The 21648-nt window shown below is 73.8% G+C and carries 21 protein-coding genes and 2 tRNA genes; 13 read left to right on the forward strand and 10 right to left on the reverse strand.

Going from position 1 to position 21648, the window contains the following annotated elements:
- Nucleotides 1-75: 75 nt before the first annotated feature.
- The 3 genes from DQ237_RS07620 to DQ237_RS07630 form a co-directional block, all read right to left on the reverse strand.
- Nucleotides 76-1398, reverse strand: a complete 1323-nt coding sequence (locus DQ237_RS07620; protein WP_240619480.1) for an AarF/ABC1/UbiB kinase family protein — start codon at nucleotides 1396-1398, stop codon at nucleotides 76-78.
- A gap of 61 nt (nucleotides 1399-1459) precedes the next feature.
- Nucleotides 1460-2575 carry a ThiF family adenylyltransferase gene (locus DQ237_RS07625; protein WP_113798782.1) on the reverse strand — a complete coding sequence of 372 codons (1116 nt, stop codon included), beginning with the start codon at nucleotides 2573-2575 and terminating at the stop codon, nucleotides 1460-1462.
- Between the two features lie 119 nt (nucleotides 2576-2694).
- Entirely contained in the window at nucleotides 2695-2997 is a 303-nt protein-coding gene (locus DQ237_RS07630) for a DUF5679 domain-containing protein (protein WP_113798785.1), read from the reverse strand.
- A 270-nt stretch (nucleotides 2998-3267) separates the two neighbouring features.
- On the opposite strand from DQ237_RS07630, the gene DQ237_RS07635 reads away from it, so the two are divergent.
- The gene (locus DQ237_RS07635) at nucleotides 3268-3855 is read left to right on the forward strand and encodes a M48 family metallopeptidase (RefSeq protein WP_113798787.1); all 588 of its coding nucleotides are present in this window, start codon (nucleotides 3268-3270) and stop codon (nucleotides 3853-3855) included.
- A gap of 4 nt (nucleotides 3856-3859) precedes the next feature.
- Here the strand turns inward: DQ237_RS07635 and DQ237_RS07640 are convergent, their stop codons facing one another.
- A complete protein-coding gene (locus DQ237_RS07640) occupies nucleotides 3860-5203 on the reverse strand; it encodes a zinc-dependent metalloprotease (RefSeq protein ID WP_113799389.1) in 1344 nt (447 codons plus the stop codon).
- Between the two features lie 89 nt (nucleotides 5204-5292).
- Here DQ237_RS07640 and DQ237_RS07645 point away from each other — a divergent pair, with 89 nt between their 5' ends.
- The 3 genes from DQ237_RS07645 (at nucleotide 5293) to DQ237_RS07655 (ending at nucleotide 9671) form a co-directional block, all read left to right on the forward strand.
- Complete coding sequence (locus DQ237_RS07645) at nucleotides 5293-6315, forward strand: PDZ domain-containing protein (RefSeq protein WP_113798789.1); 1023 nt, start codon at nucleotides 5293-5295, stop codon at nucleotides 6313-6315.
- Nucleotides 6316-6548: 233 nt separating this feature from the next.
- Nucleotides 6549-9521 carry a UPF0182 family protein gene (locus tag DQ237_RS07650; protein ID WP_240619520.1) on the forward strand — a complete coding sequence of 991 codons (2973 nt, stop codon included), beginning with the start codon at nucleotides 6549-6551 and terminating at the stop codon, nucleotides 9519-9521.
- 73 nt (nucleotides 9522-9594) lie between these two features.
- Nucleotides 9595-9671, forward strand: a tRNA-Met gene (locus DQ237_RS07655).
- A 56-nt stretch (nucleotides 9672-9727) separates the two neighbouring features.
- Here DQ237_RS07655 and DQ237_RS07660 read toward each other — a convergent pair.
- Both DQ237_RS07660 and DQ237_RS07665 read right to left on the reverse strand, forming a co-directional pair.
- Complete coding sequence (locus tag DQ237_RS07660; protein ID WP_113798792.1) at nucleotides 9728-10240, reverse strand: hypothetical protein; 513 nt, start codon at nucleotides 10238-10240, stop codon at nucleotides 9728-9730.
- Between the two features lie 122 nt (nucleotides 10241-10362).
- Entirely contained in the window at nucleotides 10363-11445 is a 1083-nt protein-coding gene (locus tag DQ237_RS07665; RefSeq protein ID WP_166509543.1) for an aminotransferase class V-fold PLP-dependent enzyme, read from the reverse strand.
- Nucleotides 11446-11489: 44 nt separating this feature from the next.
- On the opposite strand from DQ237_RS07665, the gene DQ237_RS07670 reads away from it, so the two are divergent.
- From DQ237_RS07670 to DQ237_RS07685, 4 genes are all read left to right on the forward strand, one after another.
- Nucleotides 11490-11566, forward strand: a tRNA-Met gene (locus DQ237_RS07670).
- Nucleotides 11567-11730: 164 nt separating this feature from the next.
- Nucleotides 11731-13047: a cytochrome P450 gene (locus DQ237_RS07675; protein WP_205730114.1), complete on the forward strand. Its 1317-nt coding sequence runs from the start codon at nucleotides 11731-11733 to the stop codon at nucleotides 13045-13047.
- Nucleotides 13044-13262, forward strand: a complete 219-nt coding sequence (locus DQ237_RS07680; protein WP_113798798.1) for a ferredoxin — start codon at nucleotides 13044-13046, stop codon at nucleotides 13260-13262. Before DQ237_RS07675 ends, DQ237_RS07680 begins: the two co-directional genes overlap by 4 nt.
- 8 nt (nucleotides 13263-13270) lie before the next feature.
- A complete protein-coding gene (locus DQ237_RS07685) occupies nucleotides 13271-13561 on the forward strand; it encodes a GNAT family N-acetyltransferase (protein ID WP_113798799.1) in 291 nt (96 codons plus the stop codon).
- A 47-nt stretch (nucleotides 13562-13608) separates the two neighbouring features.
- Here the strand turns inward: DQ237_RS07685 and DQ237_RS07690 are convergent, their stop codons facing one another.
- On the reverse strand, nucleotides 13609-14118 hold the full coding sequence (locus DQ237_RS07690) for a VOC family protein (RefSeq protein ID WP_113798802.1): 510 nt from the start codon (nucleotides 14116-14118) through the stop codon (nucleotides 13609-13611).
- A 113-nt stretch (nucleotides 14119-14231) separates the two neighbouring features.
- Here DQ237_RS07690 and map point away from each other — a divergent pair, with 113 nt between their 5' ends.
- Entirely contained in the window at nucleotides 14232-15005 is a 774-nt protein-coding gene (gene map, locus DQ237_RS07695) for a type I methionyl aminopeptidase (RefSeq protein ID WP_113798804.1), read from the forward strand.
- Here the strand turns inward: map and DQ237_RS07700 are convergent.
- On the reverse strand, nucleotides 15002-16138 hold the full coding sequence (locus DQ237_RS07700) for a cystathionine gamma-synthase (RefSeq protein ID WP_113798806.1): 1137 nt from the start codon (nucleotides 16136-16138) through the stop codon (nucleotides 15002-15004). The two genes, map and DQ237_RS07700, sit on opposite strands and share 4 nt — an antisense overlap.
- Nucleotides 16135-17550, reverse strand: a complete 1416-nt coding sequence (locus DQ237_RS07705; RefSeq protein ID WP_240619481.1) for a cystathionine beta-synthase — start codon at nucleotides 17548-17550, stop codon at nucleotides 16135-16137. The genes DQ237_RS07700 and DQ237_RS07705 overlap by 4 nt, the downstream gene beginning before the upstream one ends.
- 53 nt (nucleotides 17551-17603) lie before the next feature.
- Between DQ237_RS07705 and DQ237_RS07710 the strand changes: the two genes are divergently transcribed.
- From DQ237_RS07710 to DQ237_RS07720, 3 genes are all read left to right on the forward strand, one after another.
- A complete protein-coding gene (locus DQ237_RS07710) occupies nucleotides 17604-18596 on the forward strand; it encodes an aldo/keto reductase (protein WP_113798808.1) in 993 nt (330 codons plus the stop codon).
- Nucleotides 18593-19912: an FGGY family carbohydrate kinase gene (locus tag DQ237_RS07715; RefSeq protein WP_113798811.1), complete on the forward strand. Its 1320-nt coding sequence runs from the start codon at nucleotides 18593-18595 to the stop codon at nucleotides 19910-19912. Before DQ237_RS07710 ends, DQ237_RS07715 begins: the two co-directional genes overlap by 4 nt.
- A gap of 91 nt (nucleotides 19913-20003) precedes the next feature.
- Nucleotides 20004-20189 (forward strand): hypothetical protein, encoded by a 186-nt coding sequence (locus tag DQ237_RS07720; RefSeq protein ID WP_113798813.1) that lies wholly within the window; start codon nucleotides 20004-20006, stop codon nucleotides 20187-20189.
- 3 nt (nucleotides 20190-20192) lie between these two features.
- On the opposite strand, the gene hisN is transcribed toward DQ237_RS07720, so the two are convergent.
- Nucleotides 20193-21008, reverse strand: coding sequence for a histidinol-phosphatase (gene hisN, locus DQ237_RS07725; RefSeq protein ID WP_113798814.1), 816 nt, complete (start codon nucleotides 21006-21008; stop codon nucleotides 20193-20195).
- Nucleotides 21009-21074: 66 nt separating this feature from the next.
- On the opposite strand from hisN, the gene DQ237_RS07730 reads away from it, so the two are divergent.
- On the forward strand, nucleotides 21075-21614 hold the full coding sequence (locus tag DQ237_RS07730) for a DUF2087 domain-containing protein (RefSeq protein ID WP_113798816.1): 540 nt from the start codon (nucleotides 21075-21077) through the stop codon (nucleotides 21612-21614).
- The last annotated feature ends 34 nt before the right edge of the window (nucleotides 21615-21648 follow it).

Below are 21648 nucleotides of genomic sequence, written 5' to 3' on the forward strand. Positions count from 1 at the left end.
GCGACGCCGGCAGGAACCCGCGGTCGGGTCCGGCGTACCCCCGGTGCGTCCGGACCCGACCGCTGCGCCGGGGCGTCAGTCCCGGAAACCGGGCAGCCACTCCTCGAGCACTGCGCGCCAGTCCGCGTCGGCGTCGAGCTGGCACAGCACCCCGATCGAGCCGATCGTGACGCGGTGGATCAGCAGGTAGGCCGGGGGCAGGTTGAGCTGGCGCCCCAGCCGGTTCGCCTCGGTCCGCGGGTCGGCGATCCGTGCCGCCTGCTCCTGCATCCAGGCGCGGGTGAAGTGGAAGTGCGGCCCGGCGACCGGCTCGAGCAGCGGTCGCAGGTAGTCGAGGACGCCGTCGGCGTCGATCTCCACCCCGGGCCGGACGAACCCCTCGGTGCGCAGGTCCGCGAGCACCTCGGCCGCCCGGCCGGCCAGCGCCCAGCGCAGCAGCCGCCCGATGGGCTCGGGATGCCCGTCGGGCAACCGGGCGGTGGCCCCGAAGTCGATGACGCCCAGTCGGCCGTCGGCCAGCAGCCGGAAGTTCCCCGGATGCGGATCGGCGTGCAGCAGCCCGGCGCGCTGCGGGCCGGAGAAGTGCAGCACCGCCAGGAGCCGGCCGGCCCGGTCCCGCTGCTCGCGGGTGCCGTCGGCGATGACCCGCGACAGCGGCGTGCCCTCCATCCACTCGGAGACGACGACCTTCGGTGCGCTGGCCACCACGCGTGGGACGGCGATCTCGGGGTCGCCCGCGTAGGCGGCGGCGAACCCGCGCTGCGCGTCGGCCTCCAGGCCGTAGTCGAGCTCCTCGGCGACGCGCGCCTTGAGCTCGGCGATCAGCGGCTTGACGTCCAGCCCCGGGAACAGCGACGAGAAGAGCCGCGCGAAACGGGCCAGCTGGTTCAGGTCGGCCATCAGCGCGGTGCCCGCGCCCGGGTACTGGATCTTCACGGCCACGTCGCGGCCGTCGCGCCAGGTCGCGCGGTGCACCTGCCCGATGCTGGCCGCCGCAGCGGGAGTGTCGTCGAACTCCTTGAACCGCTGCCGCCAGGTACCACCCAGCTGCTGGGCGAGGACGGCGTGCACCGTCCGCACCGGCATCGGCGGCGCCTCCTCCTGCAGCTTCACCAGCGCCTCGCGGTACGGCGCGGCCATCTCCTCGGGAACGGCCGCCTCGAACACCGACAGCGTCTGGCCGAGCTTCATCGCGCCGCCCTTGAGCTGACCGAGGACGGCGAACAGCTGCTCGGCGGTGCGCTGCTGCAGCTCCGCGTTCACGGCTTCGGCCGACTGGCCGGACAGCCGTCGTCCCAGCCCGAGCGTCGCCCGTCCGGCCGCGCCGAGAGGGAGGGATGCGAGACGGGCGGTGCGGGCGACCGATCCCCGCGGCATCACCGGTCGCTCGTCGCTCACGCGTCCTCCTCGCCGACGCCCGGACGGCGCCGTGTCGTGTGGGGTGAGCGGCGGAGCGCGCTCAGCGGCCCATTCTTCCCTGCGGAGACGACTCTCCGCCCGGAGGAAGCGGATCGGCATCCTCGGCGGGCGACTGCTCCGGCCGCGCCGCGCCGCACCCGCAGGACGGGTGCGGCGGCCAGCGGCGCACCCGCGGGATCAGGTCCGGCGGTCGCAGCTCCACGCTCGCGTCGAGCGTGAGCGGCGCACCCGCGTCGTCGAGGTAGGCGAGGACCTGACCGGCTGCGAGCAGCGCGGTCAGCAGACAGGTGAGCGTGGAACCGCTGGCGGGCGGTTCGGCGGTGACCAGCTGGGCGGCCAGCCCCGGCCAGCGACCGTCGGCGTCCCGCCGGTGGAGGTCCGCGCAGCGCAGGCAGCTGGTGGCGCCCGGGACGACCAGGGGTCCGACGACGCCGGTCTCGCCCCGCACGGTGGCGACGAGCACGGCCCCGCCGTCGACGCTCCGGACGGCGACGGGATCGGATGCCGCCCACGGGCGGGCCAGCACCGTGAGATCGGGCGGGACCCCGGGGGGCAGGGGGCGCTGATCGGTCGACGGACTCACCCGCCGGACCGCGTCCGCCGCCGCCGAGGACCGAGGACGACCCTCGTCGTCGGCGGTCAGCCCGCCGACCACGGCGTCGGCCGCCCGGACCGAGCCCTCGTCCCGCACCACCACCCGCCCGACCCCGCTGGCGGCCAGCACGGCGGCGAGCGGGACGCCGACCCGGGTGGCGCCGTCCACGACCACCGCGGCCGAAGCCCGGTTGCGCCACACCGCGGATCGCGGGACGACGGCTGCCGAGGGCAGCTCGACCGCGGCCCGCGCGACGGCGGCCGGGCCGGCACCCATGGCGAGCAGGTCCGCCGGGTCGAGGTCGGTGACCAGCCGGGCGGAGCGCAGGGCGGCCAGCACCACCTCGACGACGCCGGGACCCAGTCCGTCCCGGGCGGCGTCGGCGCGGATCGTCCGCTCGGAGCGGCGACCGTCGAGCGCCCGGATCAGCCGCCCCAACCCGGGGAGCGGGTCGAGCACGAGTCCGTCGGTGGAGTCGACACCGCCGACCTGGACGCTCCCGCCGTCGCCGTGGAGGAGAGGTGTCGCCGGAGGGAGGAGGGGATGGGCGCTGTCGCTCACAGGAGCAGGGTCGCAGGGTCGCTGCCCCTCCCGCCCCGGTTCTCCACAGGCCCGGAACGCGCACGGCGGCATTCCCCGAGGGGAACGCCGCCGTGGGTGTGACGCGGGGGACCTGCGGGTCAGGCCTTGCCGAGGATCCGGTTCATCTTGGTGCCGCAGACCGGGCAGGTGCCCTGGGCCATGCGGCGGCCGGACTCGCTGACCTTGACCTCGCCGTCGAAGTCGCGCTTCTCCTTGCACTTCACGCAGTAGCCGTTGTAGCTCTCCGCCACGGGGATCTCCTCGATCTCGGGGCCTCCCGGCTCGCACGCCGGGCGCCGTTGCGCGAGGACGCTACCCGGGTCCGGCGGCCACGACACGAACGGCAGCACGTCCGGCGGGCACATCGGCCCCTCGGCGGAGCCGTCGTCGCACTGCGTCACCCACAGCTGTGGACAGACCTGTGGACGCCATGGGGACGACCAGGCGTGTCGCTGTGCGTGGACCGGGGACGGGTGGGGGACGGGTCGCGCTCCGCAGCGCCCGCTGCCCGGTCGACCAGCGCGGACGCGCTCCACCGGGTGTGGACGGTCCACGTTCCGCGACCTCGTCACCGGCTGGAGCGGTGCTCGTGTCCACCGTCCGTGCGACGTGCACCCGAGAGGGTGTCCGTGCGCAGGCGCCACTCCCGTCCGGTGTCCTACGGTGCCCTTGTGCCCGCAACTCCTCCCGACGCCGCCGCTGTGCCCGGCCCGGCCGACGACGACGTCGTGGAGGTCCGGCGCAGCCCGCGCCGCCGGCGCACCGTGACCGCCTACCGCGAGATGGGGCGCACCGTCGTCCTGATCCCCGCGGCCTTCAGCCCGGCGGAGGAGCAGCGCTGGGTGGCCCAGATGGTGGCCAAGCTGCGCACCCGGGAGGAGCGGCGCAAGCGATCGCTGGGCGGGGACGCCGAGCTGCTCGCCCGTGCTCGGGCGCTGTCGGCCGCACACCTGGACGGGCTGGCCGAGCCGGCCGGCGTCCGGTGGGTGGAGAACCAGCACCGCAGGTGGGGCTCGTGCACCCCCGCCGACCGCACCATCCGGTTGTCCAGCCGGCTGCAGTCGATGCCGGAGTACGTCGTCGACTACGTGCTGGTCCACGAGCTGGTGCACCTGCTCGAGCCCAGTCACGACGAGCGCTTCTGGAGCCTGGTGGCGCGCTACCCCCGCGCGGAGCGCGCGCGGGGGTTCCTCGAGGGCGTCGAGCTGGCCGCGACGGCGGGTGCGGCGAGCCAGGAGCCTCCGGCCGACGTCGACTGACCGGTCAGTCCTCCTCGGGCGGCTGCTCCTCGGTGAGGGCCCGGAACTCGTCGTCCAGCCCCTGCCGGGCGACGAAGTCCAGCGGCTCGTCGAGGTCGTCCGACGTCGGGAGCAGGTCGGGGTGCGACCACAGCCGGTCGCGCTCGACGCTGCCGTGCTGCTGAGCCATGGCGCCCCACACCGTGGCGGCGTCCCGCAGCCGGCGCGGACGCAGCTGCAGCCCGACCAGCGTCGCGAAGGTCTGCTCGGCGGGGCCGCCCGAGGCCCGGCGGCGCCGCATCGTCTCGGCCAGGGCGGCGTGCCCGGGCAGGCGGTCGGCCGAGGCAGCGGCCACGACACTGTCGACCCACCCCTCGACCAGCGCCAGCAGCGTCTCCAGCCGGCGCAGGGCCATCTGCTGCTCCGGGGTCTCGGCCGGCTCCAGGACCCCCGAGCTCAGCAGCCGCTGGATGCTCTCCGGGTCGCTCGGGTCCAGCCCCTCACCGAGGCCGCCGGACATGGCCTCGGTGATGCCGCGCTCGATCGCCTCGCGGTCGATGGTGATGCCGCGGGCGTAGGCGTGCACGGCGTCCTGCAGCTGCTGACGCAGCCAGGGCACGTGCGCGAACAGGCGCTGCGAGGCGGCCTCGCGCAGCGCGACGAACAGCCGTACCTCGTCGGCCGGGCGGTCCAGGCCCTCGGCGAAGGAGGCGAGGTTCTGCGGCACGAGGACGCCGGTGCCGGCGGGGGCGAGCGGCAGCCCGACGTCGGTGCTGGTGAGGACCTCCTCCGCGAGCTTGCCCAGCGCCTGGCCGACCTGGGCACCGAACATGACGCCGCCCATGCGACCCATGATCCCGGCGATCGGGCCGAAGGACATCGCCGCCTCCTGGGGGAGGGCGCTGGTCATCGCCGCGACCACCCGCTCGGCCAGGGGGTCGATCAGCGCGCCCCACGCCGGCAGCGTCTGCTCGACCCACTCGACCCGCGACCACGCGGCCGTGCGCTCGATGCCCGACGGGAGCTCGGTGACCTGGTCCAGCCACAGGTCGGCCAGCCGCAGCGCCTCGGCCGCCGCCGAGCGCTCGGCGTCGGACGTCGGCTGGTGACCGGCGGCCAGGCCGCTGATCGCACCCTGGCGGGCGAGGTCCCAGTTGACCGGCCCGCCGGACCAGTTCATGAGCTTCTGCAGCTCGGCGAACAGCGGCATCTTGCCCAGCACGTCCTCGGGGGACCCGCCTCCGGCCATCCCGCCGAACAGCGCCCCCAGGCCGAACGGGTCGCCACCGCCCTGGTCGCCACCGCGTCCGGGTTCGCGGCGCTCGGGGTCGCGGTCGGGGAGGCCGAAGCCGAACGGCACGTCGCTCATGCATCCACGGTAGACGCCGGAGCCCCAGGTCATCCCGGAGTGCTGCGGCGCCGTCGGCACTCCGCCGCAGGCCCGTACGCTGGCCGGTCGTGACCCGTCGGATCGCCGTCCTCAGCGCCGGCGCCGTGCTGCTGCTCCTGTTCGGCGTCCTCGGCACCACGGTGCCGGTGCCCTACGTGGCCCAGGTGCCCGGCCCCACCTACAACACCCTCGGCGACATCGACGGCGAGCCGATCATCGCCGTCCAGGGGCGCGAGCGGAACCGGACCGAGGGCAACCTGAACCTCACGACGGTCGGGGTGAGCCGCGGTGGGCTGAGCCTGGTGCAGGCGGTGCAGGGCTGGTTCGACGACGAAGTGGTCGTGGTCCCCGAGGAGGCGGTGTACCCGCCGGACCGCAGCGAGGAGGAGACCCGCAAGGCCAACCGCGAGGCCTTCCTGACCTCCGAGCAGGCGGCGGAGAGCGTCGCGCTCGGCGAGCTGGGCTATCCGCAGAAGGTCGTCGTCCGGGGGCTCCCCGAGGGCTCCCCGTCCGCCGGCCGGCTCGAGGAGGGCGACGCCGTGGAGGCGGTGGCCGGCCGCCCCGTCCCCGACGCACAGGTGCTGAACGACGTGCTCGCCGACGTCCCTCCCGGCACCGAGGTGACCGTGGACTACACCCGTCTGGGCACGCCGGGGACGACCACCGTCACGACCCGGGCCGCGACGGACCGCGAGGGGTCGCTGCTCGGTATCTCCGTCCTGGACCAGCCCTCCGCCCCGTTCGACGTCGACATCCAGGTCGCCGACGTCGGCGGCCCGTCGGCCGGGCTCATGCTCACGCTGGGGATCCTCGACCTCGTCGGTGACGAGGACCTGACCGGCGGCAAGGTGATCGCCGGGACCGGCACCATCGATCTCGACGGCACCGTCGGCCCCATCGGGGGCATCACGCTCAAGATGGTCGCGGCCCGGGAGCTCGGGGCCGAGCTGTTCCTCGTCCCTGCGGACAACTGCGCCGAGGCGGTCGCGGCCCCCGATCCCGGCGTGCCGATGGCCCGCGTGGCCACCCTCGACGACGCGCTCGACGCCCTGGCCGACCTGCGCGCCGGGCGCACGCCGGCGGGCTGCTGACGACGCGCCCGGACCGGACGCGGCCCACGCGGCGCACCGGTCCTCCGGTGGGGGAAGCTGGGGCCGGCCGCACGGCCCGCCGGCGACGGCGGGCCCCCGGGAACCCCGCGCCGCTCGGTGCGTTGTCCTGGGAGGGCCGGGGGAGCACTCCGCCGTGCGCCCCTGGACCCTCGCGGTCGATCGTCGCGTGGCCGACCGGTCACGCCTGCAATTGAAGGAGACCGCTCGTGGCCATGCGGCCCCCCGTGCCGGTGCCGACGCTGTCGCGGCGCGCGAAGCTGGTCATCGGCGTCATCGCCGTGCTGCTCGTGCTGTTCACCGTGGTGGGCACCTTGACCAACGTCTACGTCGACTACCTCTGGTTCGACGAGACCGGCTTCACCAAGGTGTTCTGGACCGAGCTGCAGACGCGCGCGCTGCTGTTCGCCGTGGCCGGCGTCGCGACCGGTGGGCTGACGGCCCTGTCGATGTACCTGGCCTACCGGTTCCGTCCGGCGTTCCGGCCGATGTCGCTGGAGCAGCAGAACCTCGAGCGCTACCGGCAGTCGCTGGAGCCCCGCCGCGGCCTGGTGCTCACCGGCATCGCCGTGGTGCTGGGCCTGTTCGCCGGGTTCACGGCCCAGGCGAACTGGGAGACCTGGCTGTCGTTCCGCAACGCCACCGACTTCGGCCGGACCGACCGGCAGTTCGGCATCGACGTCTCGTTCTTCGTCTTCGACTACCCGTTCTACCGGCTGCTGCTCGGCTTCGGCTTCGCCATCGCGATCCTGGCGCTCATCGGTTCACTGCTCACGCACTACGTCTTCGGCGGCCTGCGCCTGCAGACGCCGGGGCAGAAGCTCACGGCGGCCGCGCGGGTGCAGCTGTCGGTGCTGGTCGGGGTGTTCGTCGCGCTGAAGTCGGTGGCCTACTGGCTGGACCGGTACGGGCTGGTCTACTCCGGCCGGGGCGGTGAGTTCACCGGCGCGAGCTACACCGACGTGAACGCCCTGCTGGTCTCCAAGACGATCCTGGTCTGGGTCGCGGGCGTCTGCGCGGTGGCGTTCCTCGCCAACATCGTGGTGCGCAACTTCCTGCTGCCGGCCATGGCGCTGGTCCTGCTCCTGGTCTCCAGCCTGGTGATCGGCGTCGCCTACCCCGCGATCGTCCAGCAGTTCGTGGTGAAGCCGAGCGCCAACGAGAAGGAGGCGCCCTACATCGAGCGGGCGATCGCCTCGACCCGCGAGGCCTACGACCTCGAGGACATCGACTACGTCGAGTACGCCCGCGAGACCGGCGACTCGGTCGACCCGGCGAAGGCGCGGGAGCAGATCCAGGAGAGCGCCGGGACGATCGAGAACGCCCGCCTGCTGGACCCGAACGTCCTGTCGGGCACGTTCACCGCGCGCCAGCAGATCCGCAACGTCTACGGCTTCCCGGACAAGCTGGACATCGACCGCTACACGCTGCCCGACCTCGACACCGGTGAGATGCGGACGCAGGACTACGTGGTCGCCGCGCGCGAGCTCAACAGCTCGGAGCTGTCGGAGAACCAGGCGAGCTGGATCAACCGGCACACCGTCTACACCCACGGCAACGGGTTCGTGGCAGCGCCGGCCAACGAGATCATCTCGGTGCGCGAGGGTGGCGTCCCCGACTTCACCACCCGCGACCTGCCCACCCGCGGCAACATCCCCGTCGAGCAGGGCCGCATCTACTACGGCGAGCTCATCAACGACCAGGGGCAGGACGTCTACTCGGTCGTCGGGGCGCCCGAGGGCAGCGCGCCGCGGGAGTTCGACCGCCCCGAGGACGACAACGCCGACGACGGGCAGATCAAGAACACCTACGACGGCGAGGGTGGTGTCTCGGTCGGCAGCTTCTTCCGGCAGCTGACGTTCGCCATCTACTACCGGGAGCGGAACTTCATCCTCTCCAGCGCCGTGAACGACGCGTCCAAGGTGCTCTACGTCCGCGACCCGCGGGACCGCGTGGAGAAGGCCGCTCCGTTCCTCGAGGTCGACGGCGACCCCTATCCGGCGGTCGTCGACGGTCGGGTGACGTGGATCCTCGACGGCTACACGACGTCGGACTCCTACCCCTACGCCGAGCAGCGGACGCTCGGCGAGGTCGCCGCGGACGCCCTGACCGGGACCGGCACGACCGCCCTGCCGGACGAGACGTTCAACTACATCCGGAACTCGGTCAAGGCCACCGTGGACGCCTACGACGGGACCGTCACGCTCTACGCCTGGGACGACGAGGACCCCGTGCTGAAGACCTTCATGAAGGCCTTCCCCGGGGTCGTGCAGCCGCGCAGCGAGATGTCCGACGAGCTGGTCAGCCACGTGCGCTACCCGGAGGACCTGTTCAAGGTGCAGCGGGACATCCTGACCCGCTACCACGTGGACGACCCGCAGGACTTCTACAACAGCAACGACCGCTGGGCGGTGCCGGACGACCCGACGCGGGGTGGTCAGGCGGAGGCCCAGCCGCCGTACTACATCCTGGCGCAGCGGCCCGGCGAGACGGAGACGACGTTCCAGCTGACGAGCGCGCTCAACGCGTTCAACCGGCAGAACCTCTCGTCGTTCGTCTCGGCGTCCAGCGATCCGGAGTCCTACGGCAAGCTGCAGGTGCTGCGGCTGCCGGGCAACACGCCGTTCAAGGGGCCCCAGCAGGTCCAGCAGTCGTTCAACACCGACGACGACGTCGCGCGGGACCTGACGTTGTTCCGGAGCGCGGACTCCAAGCCGGTGTTCGGCAACCTGCTGACCCTGCCCATCGGCAGCAACGGGCTGCTCTACGTGGAGCCGCTGTACGTGCAGGGGACGGGGACGAACCCCTTCCCCCTGCTGCGGAAGGTGCTGGTCAACTACGGCGACCGGGTCGGGTACGCCGACACGCTCAAGGAGGCGCTGGACCAGGTGTTCGGCGACGGCGCGGGCGACGCCGCGACCGACAGCGGGAGCCAGGGCACGACGCCGACCCCGGCACCCACCTCACCCTCGCCGTCGCCGGAACCCACCCCTCCGCCGACCGACGGCGGAGGAGGCTCCACTCCCGAGCGCGATGCCGCGGTCGCGGAGATGAACGCCGCGCTCACCCGGCTGGCCGACGCGCAGCGCTCCGGCGACTTCGCCGCGCAGGGGCAGGCGCTGGCCGACCTGCAGCGCGCGGTGGAGGCCTACCAGCGCACCCAGCAGCCCGGCGGCGACGGCGGCTGATCGCCGGGCCGGGACCGGCGGTCCGCCCTCGGGCGGACCGCCGCCCCGGCTCCTGGTAGGCTCGCCCTACCGACGCGGGGTGGAGCAGCTCGGTAGCTCGCTGGGCTCATAACCCAGAGGTCGCAGGTTCGAATCCTGTCCCCGCTACCACCACGAAGGCCCGGTCACCACGGTGACCGGGCCTTCGTCGTGTCTCGGGGTGCTCGTCAGACGGTGGTCAGTCGCTCGTCGTGGCCGTCCCAGGTGGGGGAGGCGCTCCAGTCGCGCGACCAGGCGTCGGCCTGCCGCACGGCTTCCGGGCGCCGGTACGGCGTCGGCCGGGGCCGTGCGACCGCGACGGCGGGGGCGGCCACGCGCGCGGGCAGGACCGGAACGGGTGGAGCGGTGACGTGGGCCGGCTTGTGCGGCCGGCTGCTCAGCCCGGTGAAGTGGTTGTTGGGGCGCGTCCGGTCGTCGTCCTCGAGGGGAGCGGCGCCGACGACCCGAGCAGGGGCGGCCGGATAGGGCTCGCGCCGCGGCGGGTGGGCCGGGTCGGGCAGGCGGAGCTCGGAGAGGTCCTTCCACGTCGAGTGGCGCAAGCCGTCGACGGTGCAGCGCACGCGGGCGGAGACGCGCCCGTCCTCGGTGTGCCGCCAGCCCAGCAGCTCGCCGGAGTACCAGATCCCGCGGTGGTGGATCTCCACCGGCTGCGGGTCACCGACGAAGGCGCTCGTCGTCATGTCCCCCACCACGAGCCGGACTGTAGGCGCGGGGGAGGGGCCTCCCGGGAAGGCGCGCACGTCTCCTGAGGCAGGTGTGACGGGGCTGCCGCACGGTCCCCACGAGGACCGGCACCGGACGCTCAGCGCACCCGACCGTTCAGGACCTCTGCGGCCAGATCGGCGTCGGCGTCCGTGTTGGGCAGGTGGAAGGCCAGCCGGAGGCGCCCGGCCCGCATCCCGGCCACGACGCCGGCGGCCGCCAGGGCCTCGGCCGTGCCGGGCGGCACCTCCGCGCTCACGATCGCCGAGTTCCCCGGCGGCAGCCCGACGGCGGCGCGGAACCGGTTCGCCAGCCCGACGGCGTGGGCGTGCAGCTGCTCGCGGCCGACCTGCTGGAGCAGTTCCAGCGCCGGGGCCTGCCCGACCCAGCTCAGCCACGCCGGGGAGAGGTCGAACCGCCGCGCGTCGGGCGCCAGGCGGAGCGGGGAGCCGTAGATGCTGGTCCACGGGTCGGCCCCCGCGTACCAGCCCGCGGAGTGGGGGACCACGCGGTCGAGCGCCTCGGGCCGCACGGTGGCGAAGCTGGTGCCGCGAGGACCCAGCAGCCACTTGTAGCCGCCGCCGGTGGTGTAGGTGAAGCGGCCGGCGTCCACGGGCAGCCAGCCCACGGCCTGGGTGGTGTCGAGCAGGACCTCGGTGCCCGTCGTGGCGGTCGCGGCGGCGAGGGCGTCGAGGTCGGCGAGCCGGCCGTCGGCGGACTGCACGGCGGAGACGGCGACGAGCGTCGTGCGCGGGGTGACCGCGTCAGCCAGCGCCTCCAGGGGGACCTCCCGGACCCGCACGCCGCGGGAGACCTGGGCGAGGAACGGGAAGAGCACGCTGGTGAACTCGCCCGACGCCGTCAGCACCTCGCTCCGGTCGGGGAGGCTCGCGGCCACCAGCCCCGCGAACGCGCTGACCGTGCTGCCGACGGCCACGGCCGCAGCCGACACGCCGACGAGGTCGGCGTACCGGGCTCGCGCGGTGGTGACGGCGGCGTCGTAACCGGGGGCGTGCGCCCGTCCGGCCTGCCAGGTGGCGAGAGCGTCGCGCACGGCGGTCACCGTGCGGCGGGGCGGCAGCCCCAGGGCCGCGGTGTCCAGGTACGTCGTCTCGGCCGCGAACTCCGCCCGTGCGGTCCGGAGGTCGATCGATGCCGGGGGAGCCGGGTGGTCGTCAAGCACGGTGCTCCGCTCGGTCGGGGTGGGTGGTACAGTGGTTCTACCGACGCGGGGTGGAGCAGCTCGGTAGCTCGCTGGGCTCATAACCCAGAGGTCGCAGGTTCGAATCCTGTCCCCGCTACCACCACGAAGGCCCGGTCACCACGGTGACCGGGCCTTCGTCGTTCCTGAGTCGGCTCATCGCGTGCATCCTGCAACCTTTTTCGGCACGTCATGGCCCTGTGTGTTGTGCGTCACCGCGTTCGGCTCCTAACGTGCGAGGACGTCCGATCGCAGGGGAGTGGCCAGGTGTCCATCGACGCAGCACCCACGCAGGGAACCGTTCCGCAGCCACGGCAAGCAGGGGCCGGGGACCTCGGCATCGACCTGTCCGACCGGGACTTCTGGCTCTGCCCGCCGGCCGAGCGGCACGCCGTGTTCGACCGGTTGCGCGCCCAGCGCCCGCTCGCGTTCTTCACCGAGCCGGAGATCCCCAACATGCCGAGCGGCCCGGGCTACCACGCCGTCACCCGGTACGCCGACCTCGAGGCGATCAGCTCCCAGCCCTCGCTCTTCTGCTCCGGGAACGGCGCGGTGTCCATCCAGGACATCCCGGCGGACCTGAACGAGTTCTACGGCTCGCTGATCAGCATGGACGATCCGCGGCACGCGCGTATCCGGCGCATCGTGTCCAAGACCTTCACGCCGCGGATGCTCGAGCAGGTCGTCGGCTCCGTCGAGCTCGTCGTCGACGACGTCCTGGCGGCGGCCCGGCAGAAGGCAGCCGACGGCGACGGGACGATCGACGTCGTCGCCGACATCGCCGCCCCGATCCCGCTGCGGGTCATCTGCGACATGATGGGCATCCCGGCCGAGGACCGGGCGATGGTGCTGGCCAAGTCCAACGTGATCCTCTCCGGGGGCGACCCGGAGCTCGTCGAGGACGAGGAGGACCCGCTCACCGGGCTGCTCATGGCCGGCATCGAGCTGGCCGGGCTGATGGAGCGGCTGGCCGCGGACCGCGTGGCCAACCCCCGGGACGACCTGACGACCGCGCTGGTCACGACCGAGGTCGACGGCGAGAAGCTCAGCCACCAGGAGATCGCGTCGTTCTTCATCCTGCTGCTCGTGGCCGGCAACGAGACCACTCGCAACGCCATCTCCCAGGGCCTGCTGGTCCTCCAGGAGCACCCGGAGCAGCGCGCGCGCTGGGTGGCCGAGCCGGAGCTCACCCGCACCGCGGTCGAGGAGATCGTGCGCTGGACCAGCCCGATCACCTGGATGCGCCGCACCGCCACCCAGGACACCGAGCTGAACGGCTACCCGGTCCGGGCCGGCGACAAGTTCCTGCTCTTCTACGCGGCCGCCAACCGCGACCCCGAGGTGTTCGCCGACCCGCACCGGTTCGACCTGGCCCGTGACCCCAACCCGCACGTCGGCTTCGGCTCGAAGGGGCCGCACTTCTGCCTCGGGGCGCACCTGGCCCGCCGCGAGCTGGCGGTCACCTTCCGCAAGATCTTCGAGCAGCTGCCCGACCTGGAGATCACCGGACCGCCGGCGCGGCTGCGGTCGTCCTTCGTCAACGGCCTCAAGCGGCTGCCCGCCCGTCTCGGGGGCGCCGCGTGAGCCGGATCGCGCTGGACGGCGAGCGGTGCGTCGGCTCGGGAGCGTGCGAGTCGCTCGCCCCGGACTTCTTCGAGGTCGGGGACGACGGCGTGGTGACCGTGCTCCGGTCGGAGCCGGCTGACGACGAGCTGCGCGACGTGGAGGCCGCGGTGCGCACCTGCCCGACCCGGGCGCTGGACCTGGTGTCGGAACAGCCGGCGACCGCGGCCGGTTGACCCGGGACATGGAGACCACCGTCATCGACGTGCCCGAGTCCGACCGGTTCGAGATCCGCGACGGCGACCGCGTCCTGGGTCTGGCCGCCTACCAGCGTCGCGGCGACACCGTCGTCTTCACCCACACCGAGGTCGACCCCGACGCCGGCCAGTCCGGGCTGGGCAGCACCCTGGTGCGCGCCGCCCTCGACGAGGTGCGGTCGAAGGGCGGGAAGGTCGTACCCAGCTGCTCGTTCGTCGCCGGCTGGATCGAGCGGCACCCCGACTACGCCGACCTGGTCGCCGACCGCGACCGGTAGGGCATGAGCGACGGGGCGCCGACGGGCTGGTCGGCGCCCCGTTCTCGTCAGAGGACCTTCGAGCCGTACATCTCGCCGAGGGGGTCGGCGATGAGCTCGATGCGCGCGCCGTCGGGGTCGCGGAAGTACACCGAGACGCCGCTGTGCACCTCGTGCTCCACGCCGGCCTCGGTGAGCCGGCGCACCAGCTCCTCCCACTTCTCCGGGTCGACGCTGATGGCCATGTGGTGCAGACCGCCGAGCACCTCGGCGTACTGGCCGACGTCCAGGCCGGGGAAGTCGAAGAAGGCGAGCAGGTTGCCGTTGCCGATGTCGAAGAAGAAGTGCGAGGAACCGGGGTAGTCGCGGTTCTCGATCAGCTCGGTCAGCGGGAAGCCGAGCACGTCCTGGTAGAAGCGCACGGTGCGCTCCACGTCGCTGCTGATCAGCGCGGTGTGGTGCAGGCCGCGGGCGGTCGATGCGGGGCGCTGACCGGCCGGGCGCAGGTGCGCGTCGCGGATGCGGGCGCGCGCGGTCTCGAGCGCGTCCAGGTCTCGGGTGCTCTCGGTGGTGCTCACGCGGGGTTCCTCCTCGATGTGGCGTCCGACCGGCTCAACCGCGCACCACGCCGAGTCGTTCCCGCGCGGGGCCGTAGCCTGCCCACGACCGCCCGAACCCAGGAGGACAGAACGTGATCGAGCTCCGCACCCCCGGCGAGCTGGACGCCATGCGGGCCGCCGGAGCGGTGGTCGCCGACATGCTCGCGGCGGTGCGCGCTGCGGCGGTCCCGGGCGCCCGGCTGACCCAGCTCGACGCCGTGGCCCGCGACGTCCTCTCCGACGCCGGCGCCACCTCGCCCTTCCTCGGGTACGCGCCCCTGCCGACGACGCCGCCCTTCCCGGGCGTGGTCTGCCTGTCGGTCAACGACGTCGCCCTGCACGGCATCCCCACCCCGGAGACGCTGCTCGACGGCGACCTGCTCAGCGTCGACGCCGGCGCGACCCTGGACGGCTGGGTCGGCGACAGCGCGATCACCTTCGCGGTCGGCACCCCCCGCCCCGAGGACCTCGATCTCATCGCCACCACCGAGCGGGCGCTGGAGGCGGGGATCGCCGCGGCCGTCGTCGGCAACCGGGTCGGCGACATCTCCGCGGCGATCGGTGCGGTCGGGCGGGCCGGCGGGGTCGGCATCAACACCGACCAGGGCGGCCACGGGGTCGGCCGGACCATGCACGAGGCGCCGTCGGTGCCGAACGAGGGGCGCCCCGGCCGGGGGGTCCCGCTGCGCCCCGGCCTGGTCATCGCCATCGAGCCGTGGTTCCTGGCCGGCGGCTCGGACGACTACACGGTGGATGCGGACGGCTGGACGCTGCGCAGCGCGGACGGCAGCCGCGCCGCGCACGTCGAGCACACGGTCGCCGTGACCGAGGACGGTCCGCGCATCCTCACCGCAGCCCGGGGCTAGCCCAGCGCCTGCTCGAGGTCGGCCAGGAGGTCGTCGACGTCCTCGATGCCGACCGAGAGGCGCACCAGGTCGGCGGGCACCTCCAGCGGCGAGCCCGCGGCGCTGGCGTGGGTCATCCGGCCCGGGTGCTCGATGAGCGACTCCACGCCACCGAGGGACTCGGCCAGGGTGAACAGCCGGGTCCGCTCGCACACCTTCAGCGCCGCGTCCTCGCCGTTGCGGAGCCGGAAGGAGATCATCCCGCCGAAGCCGGACATCTGCTTCGCCGCGACCTCGTGGCCCGGGTGGTCGGGCAGGCCGGGGTAGAGGACGGCGGACACCTCGGGCCGGCCGACGAGGAACTCCGCGACGCGTGCGGCGTTCGCGCAGTGCCGGTCCATGCGCACACCCAGGGTCTTCAGGCTGCGCAGCACCATCCACGCGTCGAACGGGCCGGCGACCGCGCCCATCGCGTTGTGGTTGTAGGCCAGCTTCTCGCCGAGCGCGGCGTCCCGGGTGATCAGCGCACCCCCGACGACGTCGGAGTGGCCGCCCAGGTATTTCGTCGTCGAGTGCACGACGACGTCCGCCCCGAGGGTCAGCGGCCGCTGCAGGTAGGGCGAGGCGAACGTGTTGTCGACGACGAGCAGCGCGCCGGCCTCGTGCGCGATGGCCGCCGTCGCCTCGATGTCGGTGATGTTGAGCAGCGGGTTGCTGGGCGTCTCGCACCAGACCACGCGCGTGGTGGGCCGGATCGCCGCGCGCAGCGCCTCGGGGTCGGCGAGGTCGACCGGCGTGTGGTCCAGGCCCCACTCCGAGAGCACCCGCGAGATCAGCCGGAACGTGCCGCCGTACGCGTCACCGCCCAGGACGACGTGGTCGCCGGACCGGCAGACGGTGCGCAGCAGCGTGTCCTCGGCGGCCAGGCCCGAGGCGAACGCCAGCGCCGTCGTGCCCTCCTCGAGCGCGGCGAGCGCCGCGTGCAGCGTGTCCCGGGTGGGGTTGCCGCTGCGGCTGTACTCGTAGCCGCCGCGCAGCCCGCCGACGCCGTCCTGCTTGTAGGTCGTCGTGAGGTGCAGCGGGGGGATGACCGCGCCGGTCGCCGGGTCGGGGTCCTGGCCCGCGTGGATCGCGCGGGTGTTGAAGCCGGTCATGATCCGACCGTAGGCGTCAGCCCCGCAGACGTCAGACCAGCGAGGTGCCCCAGCACGTCCTGCCGGGTGACCACGCCGGCCGGCTTGCCGTCGACGTGCACCAGCAGCGCGTCGGCGTGCCCCAGCTCGTGCACCGCGGCGGTCACCGGCTCGCCGGAGCCGATGATCGGCAGCGGGGGCGACATGTGCTTCTCCACCCGGTCCGACAGGGTCGCCCGACCGGCGAACACGGCGTCGAGCAGCGTCTTCTCGTCCACAGAGCCGACGACCTCGCCGGCGGTCACCGGGGGCTCGGCCCGCACCACCGGGAGCTGGCTGACCCCGTACTCCCGGAGGATGTCGATCGCGTCGCGGACGGTCTCGTTCGGGTGCGTGTGCACCAGCGGCGGGGTCTCGCCGGACTTGTCCAGGAGCTCGCCGACGGTCGTGCCCGACGTCGCCTCGAGAAAGCCGTAGTCGGCCATCCAGGTGTCGTTGAAGATCTTGTTCAGGTAGCCGCGGCCGCCGTCGGGGAGCAGCACCACGAGGACGTCGTCCTTCGTGAGGCGCTCGGCCACGCGCAGCGCCGCGGCCACCGCCATGCCGCAGGAGCCGCCGACCAGCAGCCCCTCCTCGCGGGCCAGCCGGCGGGTCATGGCGAAGGAGTCGCCGTCGGAGACCGCGACGATCTCGTCGGCGACCTCCTGGTCGTAGGTCGAGGGCCAGAAGTCCTCGCCGACGCCCTCGACCAGGTAGGGGCGGCCGGTGCCGCCGGAGTAGACCGAGCCCTCCGGGTCGGCGCCGATCACCTGCACCCGCCCGCCGGACTGCTCCTTGAGGTAGCGCCCGACGCCGCTGATCGTGCCGCCGGTGCCCGCGCCGGTGACGAAGTGCGTGATCCGCCCCTCGGTCTGCGCCCAGATCTCCGGTCCCGTCGTCTCGTAGTGCGAGCGCGGGTTGTTCTGGTTCGAGTACTGGTCGGGCTTCCACGCGCCGGGCGTCTCGCGCGCCAGGCGGTCGGACACCGAGTAGTAGGACCGGGGGTCGGAGGGGTCGACGGCGGTCGGGCAGACGACGACCTCGGCGCCGTAGGCCTTGAGCACGTTGATCTTCTCCTGCCCGACCTTGTCCGGGCACACGAAGATGCACTGGTAGCCGCGCTGCTGGGCGACCAGCGCCAGACCGATGCCGGTGTTGCCGCTGGTCGGCTCCACGATGGTGCCGCCGGGCCTCAGCTCACCGCTGGCCTCGGCCGCGTCGACCATCCGCACCGCGATCCGGTCCTTCACCGAGCCGCCCGGGTTGAAGTACTCGACCTTGGCCAGCACCAGGGGGGCGTCGGGACCCAGGTCGCGGGTCACGGAGGTGAGCCGGACCAGCGGGGTGTTGCCGACGAGTTCGATGACGTTCTCGGAGTACTGCACGGGGTCCATCCCACCAGACCACGCGGTGGCGGCGCGCGGAACCGAGCGACGAGGATGCGGCCATGACCTCTCCCGTCGGTACCCGGACACTCGGCGGCCTGACCGTCTCGACCCTCGGCCTCGGCTGCATGGGCATGAGCCAGAGCTACGGCGCGGCCGACCGGAGCGAGTCCCTCGCCACCATCCACCGGGCGCTCGACCTCGGCGTGACGTTCCTCGACACCTCCGACGTCTACGGCGACGGGCACAACGAGGAACTCGTCGGCGAGGCTCTCGCCGGCCGCCGCCACGAGGTGCAGCTGGCCACGAAGTTCTCGCTGTCGCGCACCCCCGACGGCGGCATGCGGATCGACGGCCGCCCGGAGAACGTGCGCGCCTGCGCCGAGGCCAGCCTGCGCCGGTTGAAGGTCGAGGTCATCGACCTCTACTACCAGCACCGGGTCGACCGGCGGGTGCCGATCGAGGACACGGTCGGCGCGATGGCCGAGCTCGTCCGGGAGGGCAAGGTCCGCTACCTCGGTCTGTCGGAGGCCAGCGCCGCCTCCATCCGGCGCGCGGTCGCGGTGCACCCGATCGCCGCCCTGCAGAGCGAGTGGTCGCTGTGGACCCGCGACCTGGAGGACGAGGTCCTCGGGGTGGCCCGGGAGCACGGGATCGGCATCGTGCCGTTCAGCCCGCTCGGCCGCGGCTTCCTCACCGGGGCGATCACCAGCCCGGCCGACTTCGGCCCCGACGACTTCCGGCGTGACCACCCGCGGTTCGTCGGGGAGGCGTTCCAGGCCAACCTCCGCCTGGTCGACGCGGTGCGTGCGCTGGCCGAGGAGAAGGGGTGCTCGGCCGGGCAGCTGGCGCTCGCCTGGGTGCTGGCGCAGGGCGAGGACGTCGTGCCCATCCCCGGGACCAAGCGGCGCAGCTACCTGGAGGAGAACGTCGCGGCCGCCGCGGTCGAGCTCTCGGCCGAGGACCTGCGGCGGCTGGACGAGATCGCCCCGACCACCGAGGGCAGCCGCTACCCCGACGCCGGCTACACCTACGGCGACAGCCCCGAGCGGTGAGCCGGGAGGTCGTCCTCGGCGCCGACCTCGGCACCAGCGGGCTGAAGCTGGTCGCCCTCGACGAGTCCGGTGCGGTCGTCGCCGAGGCGGAGGCCGCTTACGAGTACCGGCGTCCGGCTCCCGACCGCGCGGAGATCGACGTCGCCGTGTGGCGGTCGGCCTTCGACTCGGCACTCGCCGAGCTGGGTGTCGTGCGGGTCCGGGCCCTCGGGCTGTCGGGGCAGATGCACGGCGCCGTCCTGGTCGACGACGCCGGCCGAGCGCTGCGCCCGGCCCTGCTGTGGCCGGACTCCCGCGCGACGGCGGAGCTCGAGCACTGGCGGGCGATGCCGGCCGCCGACCGCGCGGCGCTGGCCAACCCGCTCGTCCCCGGCATGACCGGCCCGATGCTGGCGTGGCTCGCCGCGCACGAGCCGGCCCTGGTCGAACGCGCCGCCGCCGTCCTGCTGCCGAAGGACGCCTTCCGGACGGCGCTGGCGCCGGACGGCCCGCTGGTCACCGACCGCAGCGACGCCTCGGCCACGCTGCTGTGGGACGTCGTCGCCGACGGCTGGTCCACCGCGGCGCCCGTCCCGGCGGAGCTGCTGCCCGCCGTCCGGCCGTCGCAGCAGGTGGTCGCGACGGCGGCGCTGCCCATGGGAGAGGTGCCGGTCGTGGTGGGCGGGGCGGACACCCCGCTGGCCCTCCTCGCGGCCGGCGCGAGCGGTGGGCTGCAGGTGAACCTCGGGACCGGTGCGCAGGTGCTGCGTCTCGGATGGGTGCCGGCGCCGGCCGACGACCCGGTGGTGCACGGGTACGCCGACACCCGGGGCGGCTGGTACGCGATGGCGGCGCTGCGCAACGGCGGCTCGGCGTGGGCCTGGGTGTGCGGCGTGCTCGGGCTGACCTGGCCGGAGCTGTTCGCGGCGGCGGAGTCGGTCCCGGACGCGGGGGGTGCGGTGTTCCGGCCGTTCCTCACCGGTGAGCGCGGGGGTGTGGCCGGCCCCGACGACCGCGGGGGGTGGGACGGGCTCGGTGCGGGGACCACGCGGGCCCACCTCGCCCGGGCCGCCGTCGAAGGCGTGGTCGACGCGGTCGGCGCGGCCGCCGCCCTGATCGGCGGGCCGGACGACGGGGCGCCGGTGGTCCTCACCGGCGGGGGCGCGCGCTCGCCCCTGGTGCAGCAGCTGCTGGCGGACACGCTGCAGCGCCCGGTGCGCGCTCTCTCGCTGCGCAGCGCGTCGGCGGTCGGCGCGGCCCTGGTGGCCGCTGCGGGCACCGGCACGGAGCTCGTCCCGCAACGGGCTTCCGGTCCGCTCGTGACGCCCCGTCGCTGAGCGACCGCATGGAACCCGGCGCGCGCGGGCACCGTTGACCGATCAGCGGGGCCGACCACGGTCCCGGCGACGGAGAGGAGGCGCGCTTCCCATGGCGTCGTTGTTCAGCAAGGTGGCCCAGTTCGCGAACAGCCCGAAGGGCAAGCAGGCGATCCAGCAGGCCACCGCGAAGGCGCAGGAGCTGGCCAAGGACCCGCGGACGCGGGCGAAGATCGACGACGTGCGCCGTCGCTTCCAGGGTGGCGGACGCGGAACCGGAGCCGGCCCCACCCGCTGACCGTCAGGCGACGGGCGTGGGACGGCTCGGCGGGCGGAGCAGTCCCAGCGCGGCGTCGTGCAGCCTGCCGTTGGTGGCCAGCGCGCTGCCACCCGCCGGGCCGGGGACGCCGGTGACGTCGGTGAACCGGCCGCCGGCCTCGCGCACGATGACGTCGAGGGCGGCGAGGTCCCACAGCGAGACCTCCGGCTCGCAGGCGATGTCGACGGCGCCCTCGGCCAGCAGCACGTAGCTCCAGAAGTCGCCGTACGCGCGGGTGCGCCACACCGAGCGGGTGAGGTCGAGGAAGCCGTCGAGCCCGCCGCGCTCCTCCCAGCCGGAGAGGCTGGAGTAGCTGAGGCTGGCGTCCTCCAGGGCGCCGACCTCGGACACCCGGCAGCGGCTGGCCGACTCCAGCCGTCGTCCGGTCCAGGCGCCGACGTCCTTGGCCGCCCACCACCGACGGTTGAGCGCGGGCGCCGAGACCAGCCCGACGACCGGCTCGTCCCCGTCGACGAGGGCGATCAGCGTCGCCCACACGGGCACACCCCGGACGAAGTTCTTCGTGCCGTCGATCGGGTCGAGGATCCAGCGCCGCGACCCGTGGCCGGTGGTCCCGAACTCCTCGCCCATCACCGCGTCGCGGGTCCGCGCGCGGCTCAGCGTGATGCGCAGCTGCTCCTCGACGGCGCGGTCGGCGTCGGTGACCGGGGTCAGATCCGGCTTGGTGTCGACCGTCAGGTCCTGGGCCTTGAAGCGGTCCATGCTGATCGAGTCGGCCTGGTCGGCCAGCACGTGTGCCAGCCGCATGTCCTCTGAGAAGCCCCGCCCCGACGTCATGGGCACCCAACCTAGCGGTGCGCGGGCCGGAGCCGGGGGACGTGGGGCGGCGATACCGTCGCAGACGTGGACGCGGCGACGATCGCAGGGCTGCTGGCCGACCCCGTACGGCTCAAGGTCGTCGCGGCGCTCGCGCTCGGTGCGGCCACCATCGAGGAGGTCGCGGCCGCCTCCGGGCTCGGGCTCAAGGACGTCGCCCTCGCCGCGCGCCGCCTGGCCCGGGCCGGTCTGGTGCACCGCGACGGTCATGCCCTGGCGCTGCACACCGAACGGTTCGGTGCGGCCGCCCGCGCCGCCGCCGAGGCAGCGCCGGCGCCCGAGCCCCTGTCGGACGACCCGGCGGAGGACGCCGTCCTGTCCGCGTTCGTCCGCAAAGGCCGGCTCACCTCGATCCCCGCGCAGCGCGGCAAGCGGCTGGTCGTGCTCGATCACCTCGTGCGGGTCTTCGAACCCGGCGTCCGCTACCCGGAGCGCGAGGTCAACGCACTGCTGGCCGTCTGGCACCCCGACGTCGCCGCGCTGCGCCGGTACCTGGTCGACGAGGGCTTCCTGACCCGCGAGGCCGGCGTCTACTGGCGCAGCGGCGGCTACGTCGACGTGACTTGATGGAACGGCCCCGTCCAGAGGCTCGCGCCGAGCG

Origin of the sequence: Blastococcus sp. TF02-8, assembly GCF_003319175.1 — a bacterium.
Taxonomy (GTDB): Bacteria; Actinomycetota; Actinomycetes; order Mycobacteriales; family Geodermatophilaceae; genus Blastococcus.

Bases quoted from the DNA above. Each gene is read 5' to 3' on its own strand.
- DQ237_RS07640 (WP_113799389.1), bottom strand. From the start codon at position 5,203: ATGAGCGACGTGCCGTTCGGCTTCGGCCTCCCCGACCGCGACCCCGAG.
- DQ237_RS07650 (WP_240619520.1), top strand. From the start codon at position 6,549: ATGCGGCCCCCCGTGCCGGTGCCGACGCTGTCGCGGCGCGCGAAGCTG.
- DQ237_RS07660 (WP_113798792.1), bottom strand. From the start codon at position 10,240: ATGACGACGAGCGCCTTCGTCGGTGACCCGCAGCCGGTGGAGATCCAC.
- DQ237_RS07685 (WP_113798799.1), top strand. From the start codon at position 13,271: ATGGAGACCACCGTCATCGACGTGCCCGAGTCCGACCGGTTCGAGATC.
- DQ237_RS07700 (WP_113798806.1), bottom strand. From the start codon at position 16,138: ATGACCGGCTTCAACACCCGCGCGATCCACGCGGGCCAGGACCCCGAC.
- DQ237_RS07705 (WP_240619481.1), bottom strand. From the start codon at position 17,550: ATGGACCCCGTGCAGTACTCCGAGAACGTCATCGAACTCGTCGGCAAC.
- DQ237_RS07710 (WP_113798808.1), top strand. From the start codon at position 17,604: ATGACCTCTCCCGTCGGTACCCGGACACTCGGCGGCCTGACCGTCTCG.
- DQ237_RS07720 (WP_113798813.1), top strand. From the start codon at position 20,004: ATGGCGTCGTTGTTCAGCAAGGTGGCCCAGTTCGCGAACAGCCCGAAG.
- hisN (WP_113798814.1), bottom strand. From the start codon at position 21,008: ATGACGTCGGGGCGGGGCTTCTCAGAGGACATGCGGCTGGCACACGTG.